This window comes from Olleya sp. YS (assembly GCF_029760915.1).
GTDB lineage: Bacteria > Bacteroidota > Bacteroidia > Flavobacteriales > Flavobacteriaceae > Olleya.
Genome location: NZ_CP121685.1, coordinates 2,634,821 through 2,658,412, shown reverse-complemented (window position 1 = coordinate 2,658,412; position 23,592 = coordinate 2,634,821). Strand labels below are relative to the sequence as shown.

The window sequence follows — 23,592 nt, the reverse complement described above, 5'->3', positions numbered from 1 at the left end:
CTCTTTTAACTAACTTTAATATGTATTAATAAAATTTTAAGATAAAAAAAACCGATTATGTTAATCGGTTTGCAGTTGTAGTCCTACTCGGTATCTACCTTATCTAAAGGTTGAATATCGCTTTTAATTTGTTTATACAACTCCAATTGTGGTCTGGTTAGGATGTCTCCCATTTCTGCAGTTTCTTTTTGTTGCATATTAAATAATCTGACCAGTTTTTCTTTTCCTTTAAAGTTGCTTTCTATTGTCTGTCTGGTAATTAAAAACTCTTCTACTTTTTGTTCGAATAATAGAAACTGATTAGCATCTAATGCTAATTGCTTATTATAGGCATTGGTAATTTGTTGGGCTTCTTTATCAAAAACTTCAGTGTTTTTTTGAGTATACGTGTCTTGAGCAAAACTCAAAGAAGTTGTTAATAATGCTAAAATGAATAGTATCTTTTTCATAATCATATTTTTTGGTTAATAATTTGTTGATACAAAGATCACTATAAACGGTACTTCTGGTATTATATAATTTTTAATGTTGCTTACAAGATTTTCATTTTAGAGTATTTAAATAAAAAAAGCACAATGATGTCATTGTGCTTTTTTAAATATTATAATTATTTGGTTATATTTTATTACCGTAAATATCCAATTCTACAACAGGTTTACCTAATTGTTTGACCTGCTCAAATTGAGTGGCTTTGTCACCAACAACCAAATACACCATATCTTCTTCTGTGATATATTTATCAATAATGGCTTTATAATCTTCTAAAGTCATAGTCATTAATTCGTCTTGATCTTGATCTAAAAAGTTATCGGATCTATCGTATTTACTAATGCGTCTTAAAATACCTAGTTGTGCACCAAGACTCTCATAAGCTCTGGTATTTCCTTTTAGGATTTTATTTTTAGTTAGCTCAACTTCATTGTTTGTAAAACTGTTCTTATAGTCGTTAACCATATCTTTTATAATCTCTAAAGATTTTAAAGTGGCGTTTGCACGTACACTTGTTCTGATAGTAAACGGACTTACAGCTTCACGTTCAGAAATACTAGAATACGCTCCGTAAGTATAACCTTTTCCAATTCTTAAAGTTTGAAATAAGCGTCCACTGGAACCACCTCCTAGAATTTCGTTTCCAAAATCTAGATTATTAGCCTCTTCATCTTTAGCAGAAAGTGCTAATTTACCAATGTATAAAACCGATTGTTTAGCATCTGGTACATCTACAAAATATAACGTTCCACCTGTATTTTTTGGTTTTACATCTACATTAGGAACAGATATACGCTCCCCTTTCCAAGCTTTTAATGGTTTTAATGCCTCAACAGTTTGTGCTTCATTAATGGCTCCAGCTATATGAAACGTTGCGTCTTTTGGAGATAAGTTTTTATAATAGGCTTTTAAATCATCCATTGTTATATCCTTTGTACTTTCTAAAGTACCAGCACCATTAATCCCAAAACGACTATCCTGTCCGTATATTAATTGGTTATACACGTTGGATGCGATTGCATTTGGATTAGCTTCGCTACCTTTTAAGCTAGTTTCTAATGCTTGTTTTAATCGGTCAAATTGTTTTTGATCCCAACGTGGCTCTAGTATAATTTCTTTGACTAGTTTAATGGTTTCATTTAAATTTTTAGTTAAACAAGATCCAGTAATATGTAAGTCTTCACTAGCACTATACATGTTAATTCGTGCGCCCAATAAGCCTATAGCTTCTTCTAAGTCTGCTGCAGTCTTAGTTTTTGTTCCTTGCATCATTAAATCGCTAAATAAGTTGGCCACACCTTCTTTATCTTTTGGATCTAATAATTGACCACCAGGAATCGTAATATCAAACTGTACTAATGGGACTTCGTTATTTTCTATTCCGTAAAGAGCCATTCCATTATCTAATTCGCCTTTCCAAATTTCAGGAGATTTAAAGACAGGTAATTCGCCAAAAGGAGGTTCGCTTCTATCATATTTACTTGGTGTTTTCTCATAAACAGCTTCTTCACCTTGGCTTACTTCTTCGTTAGCTACATCTTGCTTTACTTCTTCAATCCAAACCGTAGCTTGTTTGCTATCTGTAACCGCTAAATCTAATTTTCCTTTTGGGACTACACTAGTCATGACATAGTTTTTGTCTTTAATGTATTGCTTATAAACACGCATGATATCTTCTGCTGTCACAGCATTGGTTAATTTAGCACGTTGTGTGATAAAACCAGGATCACCTTTAAATTCGTTATCCTGTACTAATTGAAAGGCTTTATTTAAAACTGTACTAACGCCTTGATATAAATTAGTTTCTAGCTCTGCTTTGATACGTTTTAGATCGTCTGTATTTACACCATCTGTTTCAAAGCGTTGTAAACCTTCTTCGATAGCTGTTTTTACATCATCTAAATCTTTTCCTGCATTGGCACGTACTCTAAACACAAATTCTCCAGCTAACTCACTACTTCTTTGATAAGTGCCAACACGAGGCGCTAATTTTTGTTCTTCAACAATAACGTTATATAAAGGCGATTTTTTGCTTCCGCTAAGCATTTCGCCTAAAATATTTAATGCATAAGAATCTTCATGATAATTTTTAACAGTTGGGTAGACCATTCTAAGTTCTGGTAGTTTAGCAAAATTATCTTCAAAATAAAGAGATTTAGTATTTTCTAAAACAACAGGATCTATGTTTAGTTCTTCAACATCTGGACCACTTGGGATTTCGCCAAACCACTGCTCTACTAGCTTTTTGGTTTCTGCTACATCTATATCTCCTGCAATAACTAATGATGCATTTTTCGCACCATAATATTGCTTGTAAAACTCCTTAACATCATCAATAGTAGCTGCTTGTAAGTCTGGTAAAGCACCAATAACTGTCCAATTGTAAGGATGTCCTTCTGGATATAAGTTTTTTCTAATAATTTCGTCTGTATAGCCATAAGGTGCATTATTGACACGTTGGCGTTTTTCGTTTTTAACCACTTGTTTTTCGCGTTCTAAAGCAGCTTCGGTTACTGTATTAATCATATAGCCAAAACGGTCAGAATCTATCCACATGATTTTTTCGAAAGCGTCTTTTGGTACGACCTCGTAATACACTGTGTAGTCGTTTGATGTTCCACCATTACGACTTCCACCCCATTCTGGAATCATTTTTCGGTTAGCTCCAACTGGCACGTTTTCTGAATCGTTAAAGGACATGTGTTCAAAAAAGTGAGCAAATCCTGTTTTTCCTGGTTTTTCTCGGTTAGATCCTACATGCATTAAAGTTGCGACAGCTACTATAGGATCTGAATGGTCTTCATGTAAAATTACTTCTAAGCCATTATCCAATGTGAATTTTTCGTAATCGATTTTGAAATCGTCTGTGCTGTTAAATGTAGACGAATTATTTGTACCACACGAGAATAATATTAAGGTAGTGATGACAATTGATAATTTAAGTGTACGCATTGTTATAGTTTTTTTGATTGCGGTTTAAAGATAATCAATAAAAAAACAGCTTTAAAAGACTCAAAGCTGTTTTTGATTTTAAAAAATTAAATTAATTATTAATTGGATTGTTTGATAAACTTTTTCTGAAGTCTATTTCCGTCTAATACTAATGTGAAAATATATTCACCTTCAGGTAGTTTTGATATATCAACCGTAATAGTATTATTACCTTTTGTTACAATCAATTCTTTGTAATACACTGTTTTACCTCTAATATTACTAATGAAATATTTAGCTGTTCCTTTAGTAAAACTATTTAGATTAATGTTTAATGTAGATTTAGCAGGTACAGGATACAATTTAATTTTATTAATCTGTGCTACTTTATCATCATCGTCATCATCATCATCGTCATCATCGTCATCATCGTCATCATTACAAGGTACAGGATTATTAGGAACTGGAATAGTATTGCAAACAGAACTAGGATACCAATCTACATATTTTTCTGATTTGATTTTATATTCAGAAATAAATATACCCATCATTGTCGTGTGGTCATTGTTGTTTCCTTTGACTTTAATTTCTTTTTGAGAATAAATATTAGCATCAATAGTACTTCCTCTATCAATTTTAACTTTTTTCTCAACATAGAATATAATACCATATCCATTACTATCGATTGTACATTTATCATTTACATCCATCTCATGATCTATAATTACTGAACAGGATTGATTAAATATGATTGAAGCACCATCCTCAAGGTCTAATTTATGAATGTAAACCTCTGTCATATCAATAATTAGTGTACCATTCTTTTTAATTTTTACATCATCATACGTATTTGAGTTGATTGTAATTGTTTGATTTTCTGGAACAGTTAAATCAATTTCACAATCATCATCTGCAGTGTTATAATAGAATGTTGGTAATGTTAGCGAAGCATTGTCAAATATACTTTGTTGTATATAGCTTGAATTATCAGTATCTATTTGATCGGCTTTAACAAAACTAAAGACAGAAGTATTGTCTTTAACTTTAGCTTTTTTACCATTATTGACAACTCCTACTCCTCCACCATTTACAGTGGTTTTTTTCAAATGAACTTCTTTTTTAGCTAACATAACATAACCAGATATATTATCTGATGCTACTGCATTAGACATATAACTAGATGTTGTTGTACAACCACTATTACCTGTTACTGTAATAGTATACGTGTTATTATCATACACTATTATCGAACTATCAGTACTACCATTAGACCAACTATAACTTATTGAACTAAAGTCTGATGCATTTAATACATTAACGGTTAATTCTGCAACACCTTGACAGAAATCTCCAAGTGGTGATTCAGTAATAACAATATCAGGTAATCCTATTGCATTTGGATCATCTCCATCAACTAATCCATCACAGTTGTTATCTATTCCGTCGCAAACTTCTGTTGCGTTTGGATTAATTAACGCATTTGAATCATCACAATCCCCTTGACAGGTTGTAAATCCGTCACCATCTTGGTCGAAACCTTCGTCGATGTTACCATCACAGTTGTTATCTATTCCGTCGCAAACTTCAGTTGCATTAGGATTGATTGCTGCGTTGTTATCATCACAATCGCCTTGACAGGTTGTAAATCCGTCACCATCTTGGTCGAAACTTTCGTCGATGTTACCATCACAGTTGTTATCTATACCATCACACACTTCTGGAGCACCAGGATATGAATTTGCGTCAGAATCATCACAATCACCTTGACAGGTAGTGAATCCGTCACCATCTTGATCAAAACCTTCGTCGATGTTACCATCACAGTTATTGTCTATTCCGTCGCAAACTTCAGTTGCATTAGGATTGATTGCTGCGTTGTTATCATCACAATCGCCTTGACACGTTGTGAATCCGTCTCCATCTTGGTCGAAACCTTCGTCGATGTTACCGTCACAGTTGTTATCTATTCCGTCGCAAACTTCTGTTGCGTTTGGATTAATTAACGCATTTGAATCATCACAATCACCTTGACAGGTAGTGAATCCGTCACCATCTTGGTCGAAACCTTCGTCGATGTTACCATCACAGTTGTTATCTATTCCGTCGCACATTTCTGTTGCGTTAGGATTGATTGCTGCGTTGTTATCATCACAATCGCCTTGACACGTTGTGAATCCGTCTCCATCTTGGTCGAAACCTTCGTCGATGTTACCATCACAGTTGTTATCTATTCCGTCGCACACTTCTGTTGCGTTAGGACTAATTAACGCATTTGAATCATCACAATCACCTTGACAGGTAGTGAATCCGTCACCATCTTGGTCGAAACCTTCGTCGATGTTACCATCACAGTTGTTATCTATTCCGTCGCACACTTCTGTTGCGTTAGGATTGATTGCTGCGTTGTTATCATCACAATCGCCTTGACACGTTGTGAATCCGTCTCCATCTTGGTCGAAACCTTCGTCGATGTTACCATCACAGTTGTTATCTATTCCGTCGCACACTTCTGTTGCGTTAGGACTAATTAACGCATTTGAATCATCACAATCACCTTGACAGGTAGTGAATCCGTCTCCATCTTGGTCGAAACCTTCGTCAATGTTTCCATCACAGTTATTATCGATTCCGTCGCAAATTTCTGTAGCTCCAGGATTGATTGCTGCGTTATTATCATCACAATCATCTGCAGAGCCAGAACATGAACCTACTGAAGTGTAGCCATCTCCATCTGCATCAAAAGTCAATCCTTCGTCGATGTTACCATCACAGTTGTTATCGATACCATCACAAATTTCTGTAGCTCCAGGATTGATTGCTGCGTTATTATCATCACAATCATCTGCAGAGCCAGAACAAGAACCTACTGAAGTGTAGCCATCTCCATCTGTATCAAAAGTCAAACCTTCATCGATGTTACCATCACAGTTATTATCGATTCCGTCGCAAATTTCTGTAGCTCCTGGATTGATTGCTGCGTTATTATCATCGCAATCATTTGCAGAGCCAGAACAAGAGCCTACTGAAGTGTAGCCATCTCCATCTGCATCAAAAGTCAAACCTTCATCGATGTTACCATCACAGTTATTATCGATGCCATCACAAATTTCTGTAGCTCCAGGATTGATTGCTGCGTTATTATCGTCACAGTCAAAACATTCAGTGACACCATCTCCATCAGCATCTACCACAGTTTCGTCTATGTTTCCATCACAGTTGTTATCAATACCGTCACAAGCTATATCTACAGCTCCTGGATTAATTGATGCATCATTATCATTACAATCAACACATTCATCAAACCCATCGCCATCAGCGTCTACTCTAGTTTCATCAATGTTACCATCACAGTTGTTGTCTATGTTATCACATGGTAATTCTACAGCTCCTGGAAAAATTGTTGCGTCATTATCATTACAATCAACACACTCATCAAATCCGTCACCATCAGCGTCTACTCTGGTTTCATCAATATTTCCATCACAGTTGTTGTCTATGTTATCACATGGTAATTCTAATGCACCTGGATTTATTGCAGCATTAAAATCATCACAATCCACACATTCATCATAACCATCTCCATCAGCATCTTTTCTATTTTCATCAATTCCTCCGTTACAGTTATTATCTATATTATCACATGGAATTTCAATAGCTCCAGGATTAACATTAGGATTTGTATCGTCGCAATCGGTATTATCTTGGACATAACCAATTGGTTGACTCACAGAAACTATTGTATTGTTTGGATCACCATAACTATCTCCATCAGTATCAGCATACCAAGTTACTCCTCTTTCTATCCTAATGTTTGCTTTAAAATTATTACCAAAGTCACTTATAAAATAGGTGTAACTACCACCAGGATATGTAATGAAAGCAGAAGAGTAGACTTCAAAGACATAAAATCCGTTAGCTAGACCTTGAATAAGATCAATGTTAAGATTATTTATTAGCCATAGTGTATCATTTCCACCTATAAACGAATCATTTGGACCGTTTACGTTTAATGAAATTTCACTAAAAGCAGGAGGTGAAGGATCACCCTCTAAATATACTCGATAATGTAATCTTACATCTTGTACTTGGTCTCCATTAATTTGAAACGTTTTGTTTTCAAATCCTTTCAAAACAAGACTTTCTGAATTACTAAAAATAAGAAAGAGTTTGTTTTGAAAATTTGGAGTTGTTCCATCTGAGGCATTAAATAGCTTGTAAAACGAATTACCTGTGTTATTCTCATCTAGAATAACATAACTACTAAAAATACCTGAATTTTGTGCGTGTATGTTTGTCAACATTAGGCAACAAAAGGCCACGACAAACACCTGAAAAAGGGTTGATTTTTTCATAATTGGTTGGTTTGGTTAATAAAAATTATTGACTATAACAGAAGGAAGGCATTAAATAACTACTTAATAGCACATAGTTATTAGATGTTTTTTAAATAAATAATAGAATGGTTATTTCAATTTAAGGAAAAGAATTGAATAATGGTGACTTTTTAGATATCTTTTCTATAAAAGGAGAAAATTAACGATTAACTATTTGGTTTATAAAGTGTTAATATCATTATTATTTAGACCATTTAAGAATTGTACTCATAGCAAAAATTCTATAATTAATTTTATTTGTGAAATTCATCCTAAAATTTTCAAAAAAAGAATAGATATGCAGTTCATTTTAGTTATCTTTAAGAGAATATAAATATGAAATGACTATGGATATAAATTTTGAATACGACAATGTAAAAGCAAGTGCAGATTTAGAGCAATATACATCTGAAAAGGTGCAGAAGTTAGCCAATAAATATGAGTTTATTGTACGTGCAGATGTTTTTTTTAAAGTAGAGCAAACTGGAAATAATACTGGTAAAATAGCAGGTATCCGATTGAGTGCACCTGGACCAAGATTGTTTGCTGAAGATAATAATGAGTCACTACATAAGAGTGTTAGTGAGGTTGTCAATCAGTTAGAGCGACAATTATCAAAGCGTAAAGGTAAAATGAAAACACACTAATTATTCATATAATTAGGATTAAATAATCATAAAAAAACGACTTACATGAGTCGTTTTTTTATTGTCTAGATTTAATAAATTTTACTAAACTGTAATTTGTTTCATTGTAATACCTAAAGTAGTTTCTACTTTTTTAAGGTCATTATATTCATTAGGCAAAATTAAAGCAATGGATTCTCCCTTTTTTCCAGCTCTTGCAGTTCGTCCGCTTCTATGTGTATAGTATTCTATATGTTCTGGTAATTGATGATGTATGACAAATGCCAAGTCACTAACATCAATACCTCTTGCAGAGACATCTGTAGAAATTAGCAATTGAAGGCTAGTGTTTTTAAATGCACGCATCACCTTATCACGTTCTTTTTGTTGCATATCACCTTCTAAAGCACCAACATTAAATCCTTCTTGCTCTAATTGATGTTTTAGAGCTTGAGCACCAGCTTTAGTACGTGTAAAAATAATCCCTCTATCATCTTCTCTAGCTTCTAATAGCTGCATTAATGCATGCGCTTTATTGTGTAGAGTAGTTTCTACGTAATAGTGAGAAATGTTACTGTTAACAATACTTTTTCTATCAATTTCTAGTCTAATGGCTTGATCAGAAATGTAGCGTTTAACAATTTCTTTTAAATCGTCAGACATGGTAGCGCTAAACAACCAGGTATTTTTCTTACCAGTAACAGCCTTTAAAATAGTAGTTAAATCGTTTTTAAAGCCCATACTGAGCATCTCGTCTGCTTCATCTAAAACAATAGTTTTAACGTCAGATAAATTAACAGCACCACGATTCATTAAATCAACTAATCGACCTGGAGTAGCAATAATTATGTGTGTTGTTCTAGCAACATTTTTAAGCTGGATATCTATCTTTTCACCACCATAAACTCCTTCTAAAAAAATTTTAGAATCGTTATACTTAGTAAATTTGAAAAGCTGTTTTTTAATTTGCTGAACCAACTCGCGAGTTGGTGCAATAATCAATGCTTGAACAGCATTATTTTTAGGATTAATTTTGTGTAATAAAGGTAATCCAAAAGCAGCAGTTTTACCAGTTCCTGTTTGTGCTAACCCAACAAAGTCTGTTGAGGTATTTAACAACATAGGTATAGCTTGTGCTTGAATCTCTGTAGGTGTTTTAATACCTATTTCTTTGAGCGATTTTACGTAGTTTTTATCTAAGCCTAATTCTCTAAAAGTACTCATAAGTGTTTATTGTTAAGTTGTTGTTATTCAGCTGAAGACTCACAATGAGTAATCAACTGTAAACTGTGACTGAATACTGTTAACTAATTTCTAATCCTCTGGCGGAAACCCATTAATCTCTTCAAAGATTTCATCAAAATTAGCACGTAAATAGGCATTTAACTTTTTACGGTAATCGTCCTTAAGCCATTCAACAAAGTTAAACGTACTTTTACTAATACACTTTGTGTAGCGACTAATTCTGTAATCTATGTCATCACCTAATAATTTTGCTAAAGCTAGTGCATCCCAAAGGTCTTCACTGTTTTCTGTGCAGATATGTGCGTGATGCTTAATTGAACGTTCCAAAACCACTTTAGAGCTCTCACCTGCTCTAATACTATCTATATAACATTTTTTGATATCAAAATAAACCTGTTCAGACTTTTTGAATTGCTCACGCAAATCGTCTGGCATTTCATATCTAAAGTTATTTTCAAGTTCTTCGTCACTTAAAATACCATCTAAATAGTAGTTTGGAGAACGGAAAATTTTATGCCAATCCAAATCACTTCCCCAAGGTCCAAATCGGTGAAGGTTATTTCCTAAATCAACAACTGTAAACGTGTTTTTATTTTTTAAAATACGCGATCCACGTCCAATCATCTGGTAATATAAAGTCAATGATTTTGTGGCTCTGTTTAACATAATACAATCTACAGTAGGCTCATCAAAACCAGTCGTTAAGATACTAACTGACGTTAAAATAGCATCAGGTGTGTCTTTAAACCATTTTAAGATGGCTTTACGCTCTTTTTTAGTATTGTTATTATCCAAATGTGCTACTGGGTAACCTGCACGTCTAAAGGTGTCATACACGTGTAATGACGTGTTAATACCATTATTAAAGATTAGCGTTTTTTTACCTTTACAGCGTTCTTCGTAAGCTTGTATAAGCTTCGTTAACATGTCTGTATTGGTATATAAATCTTCAGAAGACTTTACAGTATAATCACCATTTGCACCTACAACTAAAGAGGTTAATCCTACGTTGTAACTGTATATTTCTGCACGAGCTAAGAACTCATTCTCTATTAACGATTGGATGGTTTCTCCAACAATCAACTCGTTATAATTATCCTTCATTGGAAGGTTAATATTACTACTTAACGGTGTTGCTGTTACACCAAGAATAAAGGACTTCTCAAAAAATTTAAAGAGTTTGGTAAAACTGTTATAATGGGCTTCATCAATAATGACTAATCCAATATCAGAAATATCAAGCTTATCATCATTTAAACGATTGTTTAGCGTTTCTACCATAGCTACAAAGCAATTATAATCACCTTGATCACTTAAGTCAGCCTTGCTATCTACAATCTTGTTAGTTACACCAAACTCAGACAACATATTAGAGGTTTGTTTACACAACTCTATACGATGCGTCATGACTAGAACTTGCTTCTTGTGATGCTTTAAATACTGTCTAACAATTTCAGAAAATATTACTGTTTTTCCTCCACCAGTTGGTAATTGATACAACAAATGATAATCTTCTGGAGCTTCTTCAAAACATGTAAAAATCTTATTAATAGCGCCTTTTTGGTAGCTATAAAGACTTTTTCCTTCTGTACGTTCTTGTAATTCTAGGGTTTTAACAGACATTAACTAATTGTAATTTTTAAATTTTAAGATGTGCAAAAATACAACGAATTAAAGGGTTTTGACGAATAATCTTTAAAAAATATTTTAATCCTTATTTTTACGTTGAAATATGACAACAAAAACCGAAGATTTTCAAGCCCAATTTAGAGGGTTTTATAATACACCACATCTTTTTTTATCTGACGTGTTTGGGATGCACCCCTTTACAAAATCATTAGATTGTCCCTTTGTATTAAACATTAAAATAAAGCCAAACACAAGATTAGGCTTACGAGTCGAGCAATATGTATTTGAAGAGTTAAAGCATTTTGAAACTATAAAATTGTTAGCAGAAAACATTCAAATACAAGAAACAGTTAATCATACTATTGGAGAGTTGGATTGTTTGTACTTGGATGATGGACAACCAACGCATTTAGAAATTCAGTTTAAGTACTATTTATATGATGCATCTTTAGGTAATTCTGAGATTGACTGTTTAATTGGTCCCATGCGAAAAGACTCGTTATTAGAAAAATTAAATAAACTAAAAACAAAACAGCTACCACTACTCTATGCTGATGCTACACAACCACTATTAGAACGTTTTCAACTAAAAGCAGAAGACTTTAAACAACAACTTTACTTTAAAGCACAAATCTTTATACCTTTTGGTGAAACCATAGAGTTTAATTCATTAAATAATTCCTGTGTTTATGGGTTTTATTTTAAATATCACCAATTAGACCAATTTAAAGACTGTAAATTTTATATTCCTAAAAAAATAGATTGGTTATTGGATTTGGATACCAATGTAAACTGGTCTACCTATAAACAGATACAACCTCAAATGACTACTTATCAAGCTGAAGCGTATTCACCGTTAGTATGGCTAAAATTTAAAAACGGAGAAATGACAAAGTGTTTTGTAGTGGCTTGGTGATAAAATAATTGAAAACGATTAGTTAATAACTCCTAACAAAACCACTTCTAAAACTTAACAAATTCACTTATTTTGCAAGTCTAAATTATAATAGATAAGTTGAAAGTCTGTATTGCCGAAAAACCATCAGTAGCTCGAGAAATCGCGCAAGTCCTTGGAGCCAAAACCAAACGTGATGGCTACTTTGAAGGCAATGGTTATGCAGTAACCTACACTTTTGGTCACCTTTGCACGCTTAAAGAGCCAAACGATTATAAAGCACATTGGAAAAGTTGGGATTTAAATAACTTACCCATGTTGCCAGAAAAATTTGAGACTAAAGTCACCAAAGATTCTGGGATCCAAAAGCAATTTAAAATTGTAAAAAGTCTTTTTGATCAAGCAGAAGTGGTTATAAACTGTGGTGATGCTGGTACAGAAGGAGAATTGATACAACGTTGGGTCTTAGACCAAGCCAATTATAAAGGCGAAGTACAACGTTTGTGGATTAGCTCTTTAACCACAGAAGCGATTAAAGAAGGCTTTGAAAAACTAGAATCTAGTTCTAAATATGATAATTTATATTACGCAGGATTTTCTAGAGCAATTGGAGATTGGTTACTTGGGATGAATGCCACACGATTATACACCGTAAAACATGGTGGTTACAAACAAGTATTAAGTGTTGGTCGCGTACAAACTCCCACTTTGGCAATGGTCGTTAACCGTTGGAAAGAGATTGAAAACTTTAAGCCTCAACCCTATTGGGAATTACAAACGATGTATCGTGATACATTATTTAGCTACCAAGAAGGTCGCTTTTTAAACATGGAAGATGGCGAAAAGCTAGCTAACATAGTAAAGGAGCATGATTTTAAAATCGTGTCTATCACTAAAAAGAAAGGGAACGAATATGCGCCAAAACTCTTTGATTTAACAGGTTTACAGGTGTATTGCAATACCAAGTTTGGATTTTCTGCAGACGACACTTTAAAGATTGTCCAGAAATTATATGAGATGAAAGTGGTCACCTATCCTAGAGTAGATACCACATTTTTACCTAACGATATTTACCCTAAAGTCCCTGGAATACTTAAAAATTTGACGAATTACAGTACGTTAATTCAACCTCTTTTAAATAAGAAGATAAAAAAATCTAAAAAGGTGTTTGATGATGCTAAGGTTACAGATCATCATGCTATTATACCAACAGGAGTGCAAAGTAATTTGCAGTATAATCAGCAACAGGTTTATGACATAATAACCAGACGTTTTATAGCAGTATTTTATAACGATTGTAAAGTGGCAAACACAACTGTTATTGGAAAAGCCGAAAGTGTTAACTTTAAAACCACAGGAAAAGAAATATTAGATAAAGGTTGGCGAGTTGTATTTGACACTTCGACTGCGCTCAGTGGGACAACTACAACTAAAAGTAAAGAAGCAGGTTTATTGCCCACTTTTGTTAAAGGCGAAAAAGGACCACATGAGCCATCATTTTTAGAGAAACAGACCAAACCACCAAATCAATTTACAGAAGCTTCTCTCCTGCGCGCAATGGAAACCGCAGGAAAGCAAGTGGACGATGATGAGTTACGAGATTTAATGAAAGAAAATGGTATTGGTCGTCCATCTACTCGTGCAAATATTATTGAAACCTTGTTTAGACGCAAGTATATTATACGTAATAAAAAACAGGTACTACCAACCGTTACAGGTATTCAGTTAATAGATATTATTAAAAATGATTTATTAAAATCTGCCGAGTTAACTGGACTTTGGGAAAAGCAATTAAAAGATATTGAAAAAGGCGACTATTCCGCATCAGCGTTTATAAAAAACATGAAGCACATGGTAGATCAATTGGTGTATGAAGTACGTAGTGAAACAGTAGAAGCTAAAATTAGTTACACTAATAATAAAACTGAAAAAGGCTCAAAAGCTAAAACCAAAGCTAATAAAAAAGGTATTGTTGGAAAAGCTTGTCCAAAATGTAAAAACGGTCAATTATTAAAAGGAAAAACAGCCTATGGTTGTAGTTTATATAGTAAATCTTGTGACTTTGTGTTGCCATTTGCTTTTGCTGAAAAGAATATTTCAGAAAATCAATATAAGCGATTACTTGATAAAGGATCGACCGTTAATTTAAAAGGGTTTAAAGTAAATGACGCTAAAGTTGAGGGCTTGCTACGTTTTGATGATAATTTTAAATTAAAATTAGAGCCAAAACAAACGGTTTCCGCTAAAGCGAAAACTGATACTAATGAAAAAAAGTGTCCGAAATGCCATAAAGGAACCATCATTAAAGGTAAGACAGCATATGGTTGTTCAGCTTATAAAGATGGTTGTGATTTTAGATTTGATTTCAATTTGATTCGCGAAAAAGCTAATGGACAACAGTTGACTAAAGACTTAGTATATTCAATTTTAAATGGATACAAATAATCATCATCACTTTAAAATCTATAAACCTTACGGAATGCTCAGTCAATTCTCAAGCAATGCTTCCAAAGAACAAAACAAACGCTTTTTAGCAGAATTAGGGAATTTTCCTGAAGGGACCATGCCAATTGGTCGTTTGGATGAGAAAAGTGAAGGTCTGCTCCTATTGACTACAGACGGAAAATTAAGTGACCATGTTAACCAGTCTGGAATTGAGAAGGAATACTATGCGTTAGTAGATGGTGAGATTTCCGCGAAAGCGATACTGCAATTGTGCAATGGTGTAGAAATAGGATTTAACGGTAAAAAGTATATGACTAAGCCTTGCAAAGTTTTTAAACTAGATACCATACCAAATTTACCAACACGATCCAAAAAAATTAGAGATGCTAGACACGGACCAACTACTTGGATATCTATAACATTAACTGAAGGTAAGTTTAGACAAGTCCGTAAAATGACTAGTGCTGTTGGTTTTCCGACGCTACGCTTAGTCCGTATTAGAGTTGGAAATATTTATTTAGAAGATTTATCTGTAGGTGCTGTTTTACCAATAGAAAATCTAAAACAAATACTTTAACGTATCTTTAGTTTTTTTAGTGATATTTTGATTTAGAATCATATTACTTTTGCACTAATTTTATAAAATTTATGATTAGATACGCACACTTTTTTTATAATCATTTAAGAGATTTAGGACTTTCTAGAGTTACATCAAAGTATTTAAATATGCTGATTTTATTAATAATAGCGATAGTTATTATTTTTATAATTGATACACTTATTAGAAAAGTTTTAAGGATTATATCTGCAAAAATTGCAACTAGAACCAAGTCAAATTTTGATGATTTATTAATCACTAATCGTGTACCAAGAAATGTGGCGCATATACCTGCGTTATATTTAGCGTTTGCTAGTATTCCTATTGTGTTTAAAGATTTTAAAAACCTACATGTATTTTTTGAAAAAAGCATCCAAATAGCTGGTATTATTTTGGGCTTATGGATTGTGAGAAGTATATTAAATACGCTTAAAAATTATTTTAAAACCTTACCAAGATTAAGAGATAAACCTATAGATAGTTACATACAAGTATTTATGATTTTTGCTTGGCTATTTGGTGTTGTTTTAGCGTTAGGTGTTATTGTTGGTGGTGATTCTTTATGGAAATTCATTACAGGCTTTGGTGCTGCTACAGCCATTATCTTGCTAATTTTTAAAGACACTATTTTAGGCTTTGTAGCAAGTATCCAAGTGTCAATTAACGATATGGTTCGTATTGGTGACTGGATTACCTTTGACAAATATGGTGCAGATGGTGATGTTATTGAAATTAATCTAGCTACTGTAAAAGTGCAAAACTGGGATAATACAATTACTACTATACCTACGTATGGCTTGATTTCCGATTCGTTTAAAAACTGGAGAGGAATGACAAATTCTGACGGACGACGTATTAAACGACACATGCTTATTAAACAAACATCTATAAAGTACTTAACGGAAGACGATGTTGAGCGTTTAAAAAAAATTGAAATTATTTCATCTTATTTAACCACAATGCAAGGTAAGCTTAACACATATAATGAGTCGCATAACGTAGATAAATCGTTACTAATTAATGGTCGTAATTTGACTAATATTGGTGTGTTTAGAAAATTTATACAAACCTATTTAGAACAGCATTCAGCAGTAAATAAAGATATGTTGTTAATGGCTAGACAACTTCAACCGACCTCTCAAGGAATTCCATTAGAAGTCTATTGCTTTAGTAAAGATAAACGTTGGGAAAATTATGAGTATGTGATGAGTGATTTATTTGATCACTTTTTAGCTGCTGTCCCATATTTTGACTTAGAATTATTTGAGTTGCCCTCAGATTCTGTTTTTAAACAATCATAAAAATTAATCAAACAAACGTTAATTTATAGTTAAGATGATTTCAACTATAATAGTATTACTATTATATTTGCAATTAAATAAAATAGTATGCAAAGTTTACTGTCAAATTTAAAAATTAATATTAACGATAAAATTTACCTAAAAGATCCTGAGTCATCAGATTTGGGTAAACGAATTGTTGAAAATAGTATTCTACTAATTGATCAAATTGGTTTTGATGCCTATACCTTTAAGAAATTAGGCACCAAAATTGGATCAAATGAGAGTAGTGTTTATCGTTATTTTGAAAGCAAACATAAATTGCTAATCTACTTAACATCTTGGTATTGGAGTTGGTTAGAATACCAATTAGTTTTTGCGACAAATAGTATAGCTGATCCAAAAGAAAAAATTGAAAAAGCAATAACTATTTTATCACAAACTGCAACGCTAGATTCTAATTTCTCGCATATTGATGAAGTTATTTTAAAACGTATAGTTATCAACGAATATTCAAAATCTTACTTGACAAAAGAGGTTGACAAAGAAAACAAGGATGGCTACTTCTTGATTTATAAGCGTTTAGTAACTCGCCTACATGATATGATCTTAACTATTGATAATTCATATAAATATCCTTTTAGTTTGGCTAGCACAGTAATAGATGGTGCACTTCATCAGCATTTTTTAAAAGACCATTTTACGACTATTTCTGATTTAAAAGCATCAGACACTCCAATTAACTATTTTAAAGATTTAGTTTTCAAAACCCTAAATATTTCAACCAATGAGTAAAAAAATACTAACCGCTTGGCAACGTTTTGTTGGATTATTACGATTGGACAAAAAAGACGTTAAACAGGTGTTTTTCTATGCTATTTTTGCAGGTTTCGTTAACTTATCTTTGCCATTAGGTATTCAGGCTATAATTAATTTGTTACAAGCTGCACAGATTAGTACGTCTTGGATAGTTTTGGTTGTGTTAGTTACCATAGGTGTAATTTTTGTTGGGATATTACAACTCATGCAAATTAGGATTATAGAGAACATCCAACAAAAAATTTTTACAAGAGCTTCCTTTGAGTTTGCCTATCGTTTTCCTAAAATGAAAATGGATGCGTTACGAGGCTATTATCCACCAGAATTAGCCAATCGTTTTTTTGATACTATTAATGTACAAAAAGGAATTGCAAAGGTTTTAATAGACTTTCCTGCTGCTTTACTTCAAATTATATTTGGATTAATATTACTATCGTTTTATCATCCATTCTTTATCATTTATGGCGCTTTACTATTAATTCTTATCTACGTAGTTTTTAAGTTCACTGCAGAAAAAGGCTTAAGTACTAGTATTGAAGAGTCTAATCACAAATACAAAGTAGCCCATTGGTTACAAGAAATTGCTCGATCTATTGTTAGCTTCAAATTGTCGGGAAAAACAAGCTTGGCACTAAATAAAAATGACAAACTAGTGACTGATTATCTTGAGGCTAGAGAAAACCACTTTAAGATATTAGTTATACAATTTATACAGTTAATTGGTTTTAAAGTACTAGTAACAGCAGGATTATTAATTATTGGTGGTGCGTTAGTCTTAAATCAACAAATGAATATAGGTCAGTTTGTTGCTGCAGAGATTATTATTCTATTAGTGATTAATTCTGTTGAAAAGCTCATACTAGGTTTAGAAACCTTTTATGATGTCTTAACTTCTATTGAAAAACTTGGCGTAGTAGTAGACAAAGAGTTAGAATCACAAGGTGGCGAAATGTTAGACGCAAATACAACCGACTTTATAATAGAATTGGAAAATATTGCACTATCAGTAAAAGATAAAGAAACGCCTATTTTAAATAATATTTCATTTAAAATTAATCCAAAAGATAGAATTTTAATACAAGGTCGTAGTGGTTCTGGAAAATCAAGCTTGCTAAAGCTAATTGCAGGAGTTATTAGTCCTACAGGTGGTAGTGTGTATATCAATGATAAATCACTTACAAGTATCAATATAAATAGTTACAGAGCTAACATAGGACAAACGTTGGTTGAAGAAAGTCCTTTTGAAGGTACTTTGTTGCAAAATTTAACTTTCGGAGATATGTCTATAACCAATCAACAGATAGATTGGGCTATTAAAAATGTTGGACTAAAAGATTTTGTCAAGCAATTACCTAAAGGTCTAGATACTATGTTGTATCCAGAAGGTAAAGGCACATCTTTTACAGTTGCTAAAAAAATAATGTTGGCTAGAAGTATTATTAAGCAACCAAAACTATTAATGCTTAAAGAGCCTTTAGATCAATTTCAACCACAAGATGCCCAACAGATTATTGACTTTTTAAGTCAACCAGAACATCCTTGGGCGTTAGTAGTTGTAAGCCAAAATAATCTTTGGAAAGCCAAGCTTAATCGCGTCATAACATTAGATAACGGTCAAATAATTAACACTAAATAGTATGTTAAATATTTCAACAAATAGCGTCAATAAAAACGTAGATATTAGCCACTTTAGCTCAGTAAAAAAAGCGTTTAACAAAAAGCATTACAAGCATTTTAATCGTCTGTTAGTTACTTTTGGTATTATTGGCATCATTATTTTATTTTTACCATGGACACAAAATATAACCTCTGCTGGATTAGTTACTACATTAACACCAGACCAGCGACCTCAAACTATACAATCTCCAATTCCTGGACGTATAGAAAAATGGTATGTGCGTGAAGGAGATTTTGTTAAAAAAGGAGATACTATTTTATTCATTTCAGAGATAAAGAATGAATATTTCGACCCTAATTTAGTAGAAAGAACTGGAGATCAAATAAAAGCTAAATCATCTTCTGTACAATCATATGCTAGTAAGGTTAAAGCATTAGATAATCAAATTTTAGCTTTGATAAATGAACGAAAATTAAAACTACAACAAGCGGAAAATAAATTGCTACAATCTAAACTTAAAGTAAAAAGTGATAGTATAGATTTTGAAGCAGCAAAAACTAATTTAGGAATAGCCGAAAAACAATTTAATCGTACACAACAATTGCAGTCGGAAGGCTTAAAGGCTATTACAGATGTAGAAGAAAAACGCTTAAAACTTCAAGAAACACAAGCAAAACTCATTTCACAAGAAAATAAATATCTAGCAGCTCAAAATGAAGTAATTAATGCTAGAGTAGAATTAAACCGAATTAGTGCTGAATACACTGATAAAATATCTAAAGCACAAAGCGACAAGTTTACAGCTCAATCTAGTGGTTTTGACGCAGAAGCACAAGTCACAAAACTGGAGAATGATTTTACTAATTATTCTATGCGTAATGATATGTATTACATTAAAGCACCTCAAGATGGATTTATAAACAAAGCTATAAAAGGTGGTATTGGAGAAACATTTAAAGAAGGAGAACAACTAGTTGGGATTATGCCAGCAAAATACGATGTTGCTATCGAAACCTTTGTAAATCCAATAGATTTACCACTGGTACACCTTGGTGAAGAATTTAGAGTACAGTTTGATGGTTGGCCAGCAATAATTTTTAGCGGATGGCCAAACTTGTCTTACGGTACTTATGGTGCAAAAGTCGTTGCTATTGAGCGATTTATTAGTCCAAATGGAAAATTCAGAATATTATTAGCACCAATGGAAAACGATTACGAGTGGCCAGAAGCAGTACGTGTAGGATCTGGTGCAAAAACTATTGGCTTGTTAGAAGATGTTCCTATTTGGTTTGAATTATGGAGAAAGTTAAATGGCTTCCCTCCTAACTATTATCAGCCTGATGGCACAAAAACAACTAAAGTTGAAAAGCAGTAAGATGAAAAAAATAATATTAGTTCTACTTATTACATTACCAACTATTACTGTTGCACAAATCATGGATAGTCTAAGTTATACTGAGTATTTAGGCTATGTTAAACAGTTTCATCCAATTGCAAAACAAGCAGATCTAAGATTGGAAACTGGACAAGCAAATTTAATGAAAGCTCGTGGTGGTTTTGATCCAAAAATTGATGTAGATTTTAACGAAAAAGATTATAAAAATACAGAGTATTATGAGCGCTTAAACGCAACCTTCGAAGTTCCTACTTGGTATGGTATTGAGTTAAAGGCAAATTTTGAAGAAAATAATGGATTATTTCTTAATCCAGAAAATAATGTGCCTCAAGATGGACTGTTTAGTGCTGGTGTTGGTTTTTCATTAGGACAAGGTTTATTAATCAATAAAAGAATGGCTGCTTTAAAAAAGGCTAATTTTTTTAGAGAACAAACTAAAGCAGAACGAGATTTATTAATTAACGATGTTCTTTTTAACGCTTCAATTGCTTATTTTGATTGGCTTCAAGCCTATAACGAAACCAAAATTTACGAACGTTTTTTACAGAATGCTAAAATTAGATTTAATGGTGTGCGTTCTAGTGTGCTAGCAGGAGATAAAGCAGGTATAGATAGTTTAGAAGCTGGTATAATTGTCAAGACCAGATCATTAGAGCTGGAGCAAGCTAAAGTAAAATTAATTAAAGCCAGATTAGAAGCTTCAAATTTTGTGTGGTTAGATAAAACTCCTGTTGATATTAGCGATACTGTTAAGCCAATATTAGTTTTAGAGGATGAAATTGATATAGCTTTATCACTAAATGAAGCTATAAATTTTAGTATCGACAGTCATCCCAAGTTATTAGCTTTAGGAAGTAAAATTGATGGTTTGGACGTAGATAGACAACTAAATGCTAATAAACTATTACCAGTTGTAGATGCGCAATATAATTTTTTAACCGAAACACCCGAATTAGCTAATACCTTTAATGCTTCAGCATATAAGGCTACTGTAAAAGTTGCTTTTCCTTTATTTTTAAGGAAAGAACGTGGTGATTTAAAACTTTCAAAATTAAAAATTCAAGATGCTGAGTTTGAGTTTGCAGACACTCAACTTCAAATAAAGAATAAGGTTGATGCTATAAATAGAGAAATAAATTCTTATAAATTACAGAATATACTAATTGAAAATATAGTTGAAGATTATGACACTTTACTAAAAGCAGAAGAACGTAAGTTTAGTTTTGGAGAAAGCTCCGTGTTTTTAATTAATAACAGAGAAAATAAACTAATAGAGTCTCAAGTAAAAGCGTTACAGTTACAAAATAAGTTTTTTACTACTAAAGCAAAGTTATTTAATAGTTTGGGTATTGTACCAAACTATAACTAATCATCATTTTTAGGATTGGGATCTGCTTCAGATTTATCTTCTTCTTGAGACTTAAGTCTTAGACCAGTATCTTTTTCTTTTATAATAACAATAGAAGCTTTTACTCCTGTTGCCAAATTCCACTGATTTGAAGCAATGACATTTCCTTCCTCATCTAAGATTTGGAATTCTGCAGTATTAGGACCAGAAGTTCCTTGGTTTAATGCCTGAAAATCTATTTTGTTAATACCATCATCCAATTTTAGTAATATACCACCAAATCCGCTTCTAAGAGTAACACTAGGCACCATAATGTCTTCATTTAACAACACGCGAATAACATCTCCATCTGGATATTGATGGTCTCTGTAAATAATATTAACTGCTTTGGCTTTAGTTTTATATTCTCCTAAAAACTGATTGACCAAACTTCCATTATTAGATTTTTCGTCATCTTCTCTAAACTTCAATTGTTTTTTTAATTGCTTATTAAACAATTCAGCTGGATTCCTAAAATTATTGTCTTCTTCAATCATAGAAAACTCTTTTTTAGGTTTAACAGCTGTTTTAACTTCTTTAGGAGCTATAACTTCATCTTCTTTTGTGTCATCTGGTTTGACCTCTTCAGCTTCAATGGATGGTTCAGTGATTAATTCGGGATCATCTTTTGGGTCTTGGCTTTCTATTGCAGGTATGGCTATAGACCTATTCTCACTATCAATTTGAGCAAAAGTTGATAATGAAATAGCAAAAAGTAATATAAAAGAAATATAAAATTTCATATGTTATTTTTTATAGATTTAATTTAAAACAAAAACCATACCCAAATGCTAAAATTTTATTAATCTCTTCAAATTTACAAATTTTGTTGGTGAAGTAGTACTACTACTCTCTTTTTCATTATTTCTTTGTGTTTAATTATGTTAAAAATGTATTAAATATGTACTTTGTTATGCATAGTACTGTAACAAATTTGTTTTAGTGTCGTCATATAGTATAAACCAATAATTATCAATCAATTAAAACTTAAAATTATGAGAACTTTAGACAACAATCAATTAACAGGAACATTAGAAGGAACAAAAAGTCAAACGTGGAATTCTAAAAGACGCTACAGATAATAGCTTAGCGAATGAGTCATTTAATCAATCAAAATAATCAACAATCATGAAAGCAATAATTAATACCTTAAAAAAATCTAACCGTTTTACTAACGAGCATATATTTGCTAACAGAGAAATGTTTAGATGCAGTAATACTAAAGATGGACTTTGGAAAGGTGTGACACGTTATGCACACTAATTATTGCAAATAATAGTAATTAAAAAAGCCTGAAAACAGACGTTTTCAGGCTTTTTTTGTTTTTTTAAAATAAGTTTAAGAAATCTTAATTGTTTTAGCTGGCTTTTTCTTTGCCTCTTCACGTTTTGGTAAATGCACTTCTAAAATACCATCGTGGTATTTGGCATTTATCTTTTCTGTTTCAACTGTTTCTGGTAAAGTAAACGTTCTTTTAAATGAAGAATAACCAAATTCTCTTCTTGTAAAGTGCTGTGCTTCCTCTTCATTTTCTGTTTGCGTTTCCGCAGAAATAGTTAAAATTTTATCGTCTAAATTAATATCAAAGTCAGATTTCTTTAAACCTGGTACTGCCATTTCAACTATAAACTCGTCGTCAGAGTTTTTTATATTTACTGCTGGTAATGTCATACCTGTATTGAAATTTGACATAAATTCGTTCCCTAAATTTCTTGAGAATAAATCATCCATCCAGGAAGACAAACTTGTAAATGTATTTAATTTAGAATCTTTGGAGTTATCTACTCCAGAGTTAGTTGGAATTAAATTACTCATAATTTTAAATTTTAAGTTAAACATTATTTAACAAGTATATTGCAAA

General features: G+C 32.5%; 17 protein-coding genes. 10 read left to right on the top strand and 7 right to left on the bottom strand.

The annotated features are described in order from the left end of the window. Positions 1-83 precede the first annotated feature (83 nt). The 3 genes from Ollyesu_RS12085 to Ollyesu_RS12075 form a co-directional block, all read right to left on the bottom strand. A complete protein-coding gene (locus Ollyesu_RS12085; protein ID WP_279301479.1) occupies positions 84-449 on the bottom strand; it encodes a hypothetical protein in 366 nt (121 codons plus the stop codon). A gap of 166 nt (positions 450-615) precedes the next feature. Beyond that, positions 616-3,441 (bottom strand): pitrilysin family protein, encoded by a 2,826-nt coding sequence (locus Ollyesu_RS12080; RefSeq protein ID WP_279301478.1) that lies wholly within the window; start codon positions 3,439-3,441, stop codon positions 616-618. A gap of 98 nt (positions 3,442-3,539) precedes the next feature. Beyond that, complete coding sequence (locus Ollyesu_RS12075) at positions 3,540-7,772, bottom strand: MopE-related protein (RefSeq protein ID WP_279301477.1); 4,233 nt, start codon at positions 7,770-7,772, stop codon at positions 3,540-3,542. 368 nt (positions 7,773-8,140) lie between these two features. On the opposite strand from Ollyesu_RS12075, the gene raiA reads away from it, so the two are divergent. After that, the gene (gene raiA, locus Ollyesu_RS12070) at positions 8,141-8,440 is read left to right on the top strand and encodes a ribosome-associated translation inhibitor RaiA (protein ID WP_279301476.1); all 300 of its coding nucleotides are present in this window, start codon (positions 8,141-8,143) and stop codon (positions 8,438-8,440) included. Positions 8,441-8,524: 84 nt separating this feature from the next. On the opposite strand, the gene Ollyesu_RS12065 is transcribed toward raiA, so the two are convergent. Together Ollyesu_RS12065 and Ollyesu_RS12060 are read right to left on the bottom strand one after the other, a co-directional pair. Next, positions 8,525-9,643, bottom strand: coding sequence for a DEAD/DEAH box helicase (locus Ollyesu_RS12065; RefSeq protein ID WP_279301475.1), 1,119 nt, complete (start codon positions 9,641-9,643; stop codon positions 8,525-8,527). 90 nt (positions 9,644-9,733) lie between these two features. Next, entirely contained in the window at positions 9,734-11,287 is a 1,554-nt protein-coding gene (locus Ollyesu_RS12060; RefSeq protein WP_279301474.1) for a DEAD/DEAH box helicase, read from the bottom strand. 109 nt (positions 11,288-11,396) lie between these two features. Between Ollyesu_RS12060 and Ollyesu_RS12055 the strand changes: the two genes are divergently transcribed. From Ollyesu_RS12055 to Ollyesu_RS12020, 8 genes are all read left to right on the top strand, one after another. Next, the gene (locus Ollyesu_RS12055; RefSeq protein ID WP_279301473.1) at positions 11,397-12,209 is read left to right on the top strand and encodes a DUF1853 family protein; all 813 of its coding nucleotides are present in this window, start codon (positions 11,397-11,399) and stop codon (positions 12,207-12,209) included. Positions 12,210-12,308: 99 nt separating this feature from the next. Further along, positions 12,309-14,633 (top strand): DNA topoisomerase 3, encoded by a 2,325-nt coding sequence (locus tag Ollyesu_RS12050; protein ID WP_279301472.1) that lies wholly within the window; start codon positions 12,309-12,311, stop codon positions 14,631-14,633. Next, positions 14,620-15,210: a pseudouridine synthase gene (locus Ollyesu_RS12045; protein ID WP_279301471.1), complete on the top strand. Its 591-nt coding sequence runs from the start codon at positions 14,620-14,622 to the stop codon at positions 15,208-15,210. The genes Ollyesu_RS12050 and Ollyesu_RS12045 overlap by 14 nt, the downstream gene beginning before the upstream one ends. Before the next feature lie 71 nt (positions 15,211-15,281). Next, the gene (locus Ollyesu_RS12040) at positions 15,282-16,532 is read left to right on the top strand and encodes a mechanosensitive ion channel domain-containing protein (RefSeq protein WP_279301470.1); all 1,251 of its coding nucleotides are present in this window, start codon (positions 15,282-15,284) and stop codon (positions 16,530-16,532) included. 87 nt (positions 16,533-16,619) lie between these two features. Then, entirely contained in the window at positions 16,620-17,306 is a 687-nt protein-coding gene (locus tag Ollyesu_RS12035; RefSeq protein WP_279301469.1) for a TetR/AcrR family transcriptional regulator, read from the top strand. Next, positions 17,299-18,966 carry an ATP-binding cassette domain-containing protein gene (locus Ollyesu_RS12030; protein WP_279301468.1) on the top strand — a complete coding sequence of 556 codons (1,668 nt, stop codon included), beginning with the start codon at positions 17,299-17,301 and terminating at the stop codon, positions 18,964-18,966. The genes Ollyesu_RS12035 and Ollyesu_RS12030 overlap by 8 nt, the downstream gene beginning before the upstream one ends. Position 18,967: 1 nt before the next feature. Then, positions 18,968-20,323, top strand: coding sequence for a biotin/lipoyl-binding protein (locus Ollyesu_RS12025; protein WP_279301467.1), 1,356 nt, complete (start codon positions 18,968-18,970; stop codon positions 20,321-20,323). A 1-nt stretch (position 20,324) separates the two neighbouring features. Further along, entirely contained in the window at positions 20,325-21,713 is a 1,389-nt protein-coding gene (locus Ollyesu_RS12020) for a TolC family protein (protein ID WP_279301466.1), read from the top strand. Here the strand turns inward: Ollyesu_RS12020 and Ollyesu_RS12015 are convergent. Then, positions 21,710-22,474 carry a hypothetical protein gene (locus Ollyesu_RS12015; protein WP_279301465.1) on the bottom strand — a complete coding sequence of 255 codons (765 nt, stop codon included), beginning with the start codon at positions 22,472-22,474 and terminating at the stop codon, positions 21,710-21,712. The two genes, Ollyesu_RS12020 and Ollyesu_RS12015, sit on opposite strands and share 4 nt — an antisense overlap. A 385-nt stretch (positions 22,475-22,859) precedes the next feature. Here Ollyesu_RS12015 and Ollyesu_RS12010 point away from each other — a divergent pair, with 385 nt between their 5' ends. Continuing rightward, positions 22,860-22,994, top strand: a complete 135-nt coding sequence (locus Ollyesu_RS12010) for a hypothetical protein (protein WP_279301464.1) — start codon at positions 22,860-22,862, stop codon at positions 22,992-22,994. 75 nt (positions 22,995-23,069) lie between these two features. Here the strand turns inward: Ollyesu_RS12010 and Ollyesu_RS12005 are convergent, their stop codons facing one another. Next, positions 23,070-23,546, bottom strand: coding sequence for an Hsp20/alpha crystallin family protein (locus Ollyesu_RS12005; RefSeq protein ID WP_279301463.1), 477 nt, complete (start codon positions 23,544-23,546; stop codon positions 23,070-23,072). Positions 23,547-23,592 lie beyond the last annotated feature (46 nt).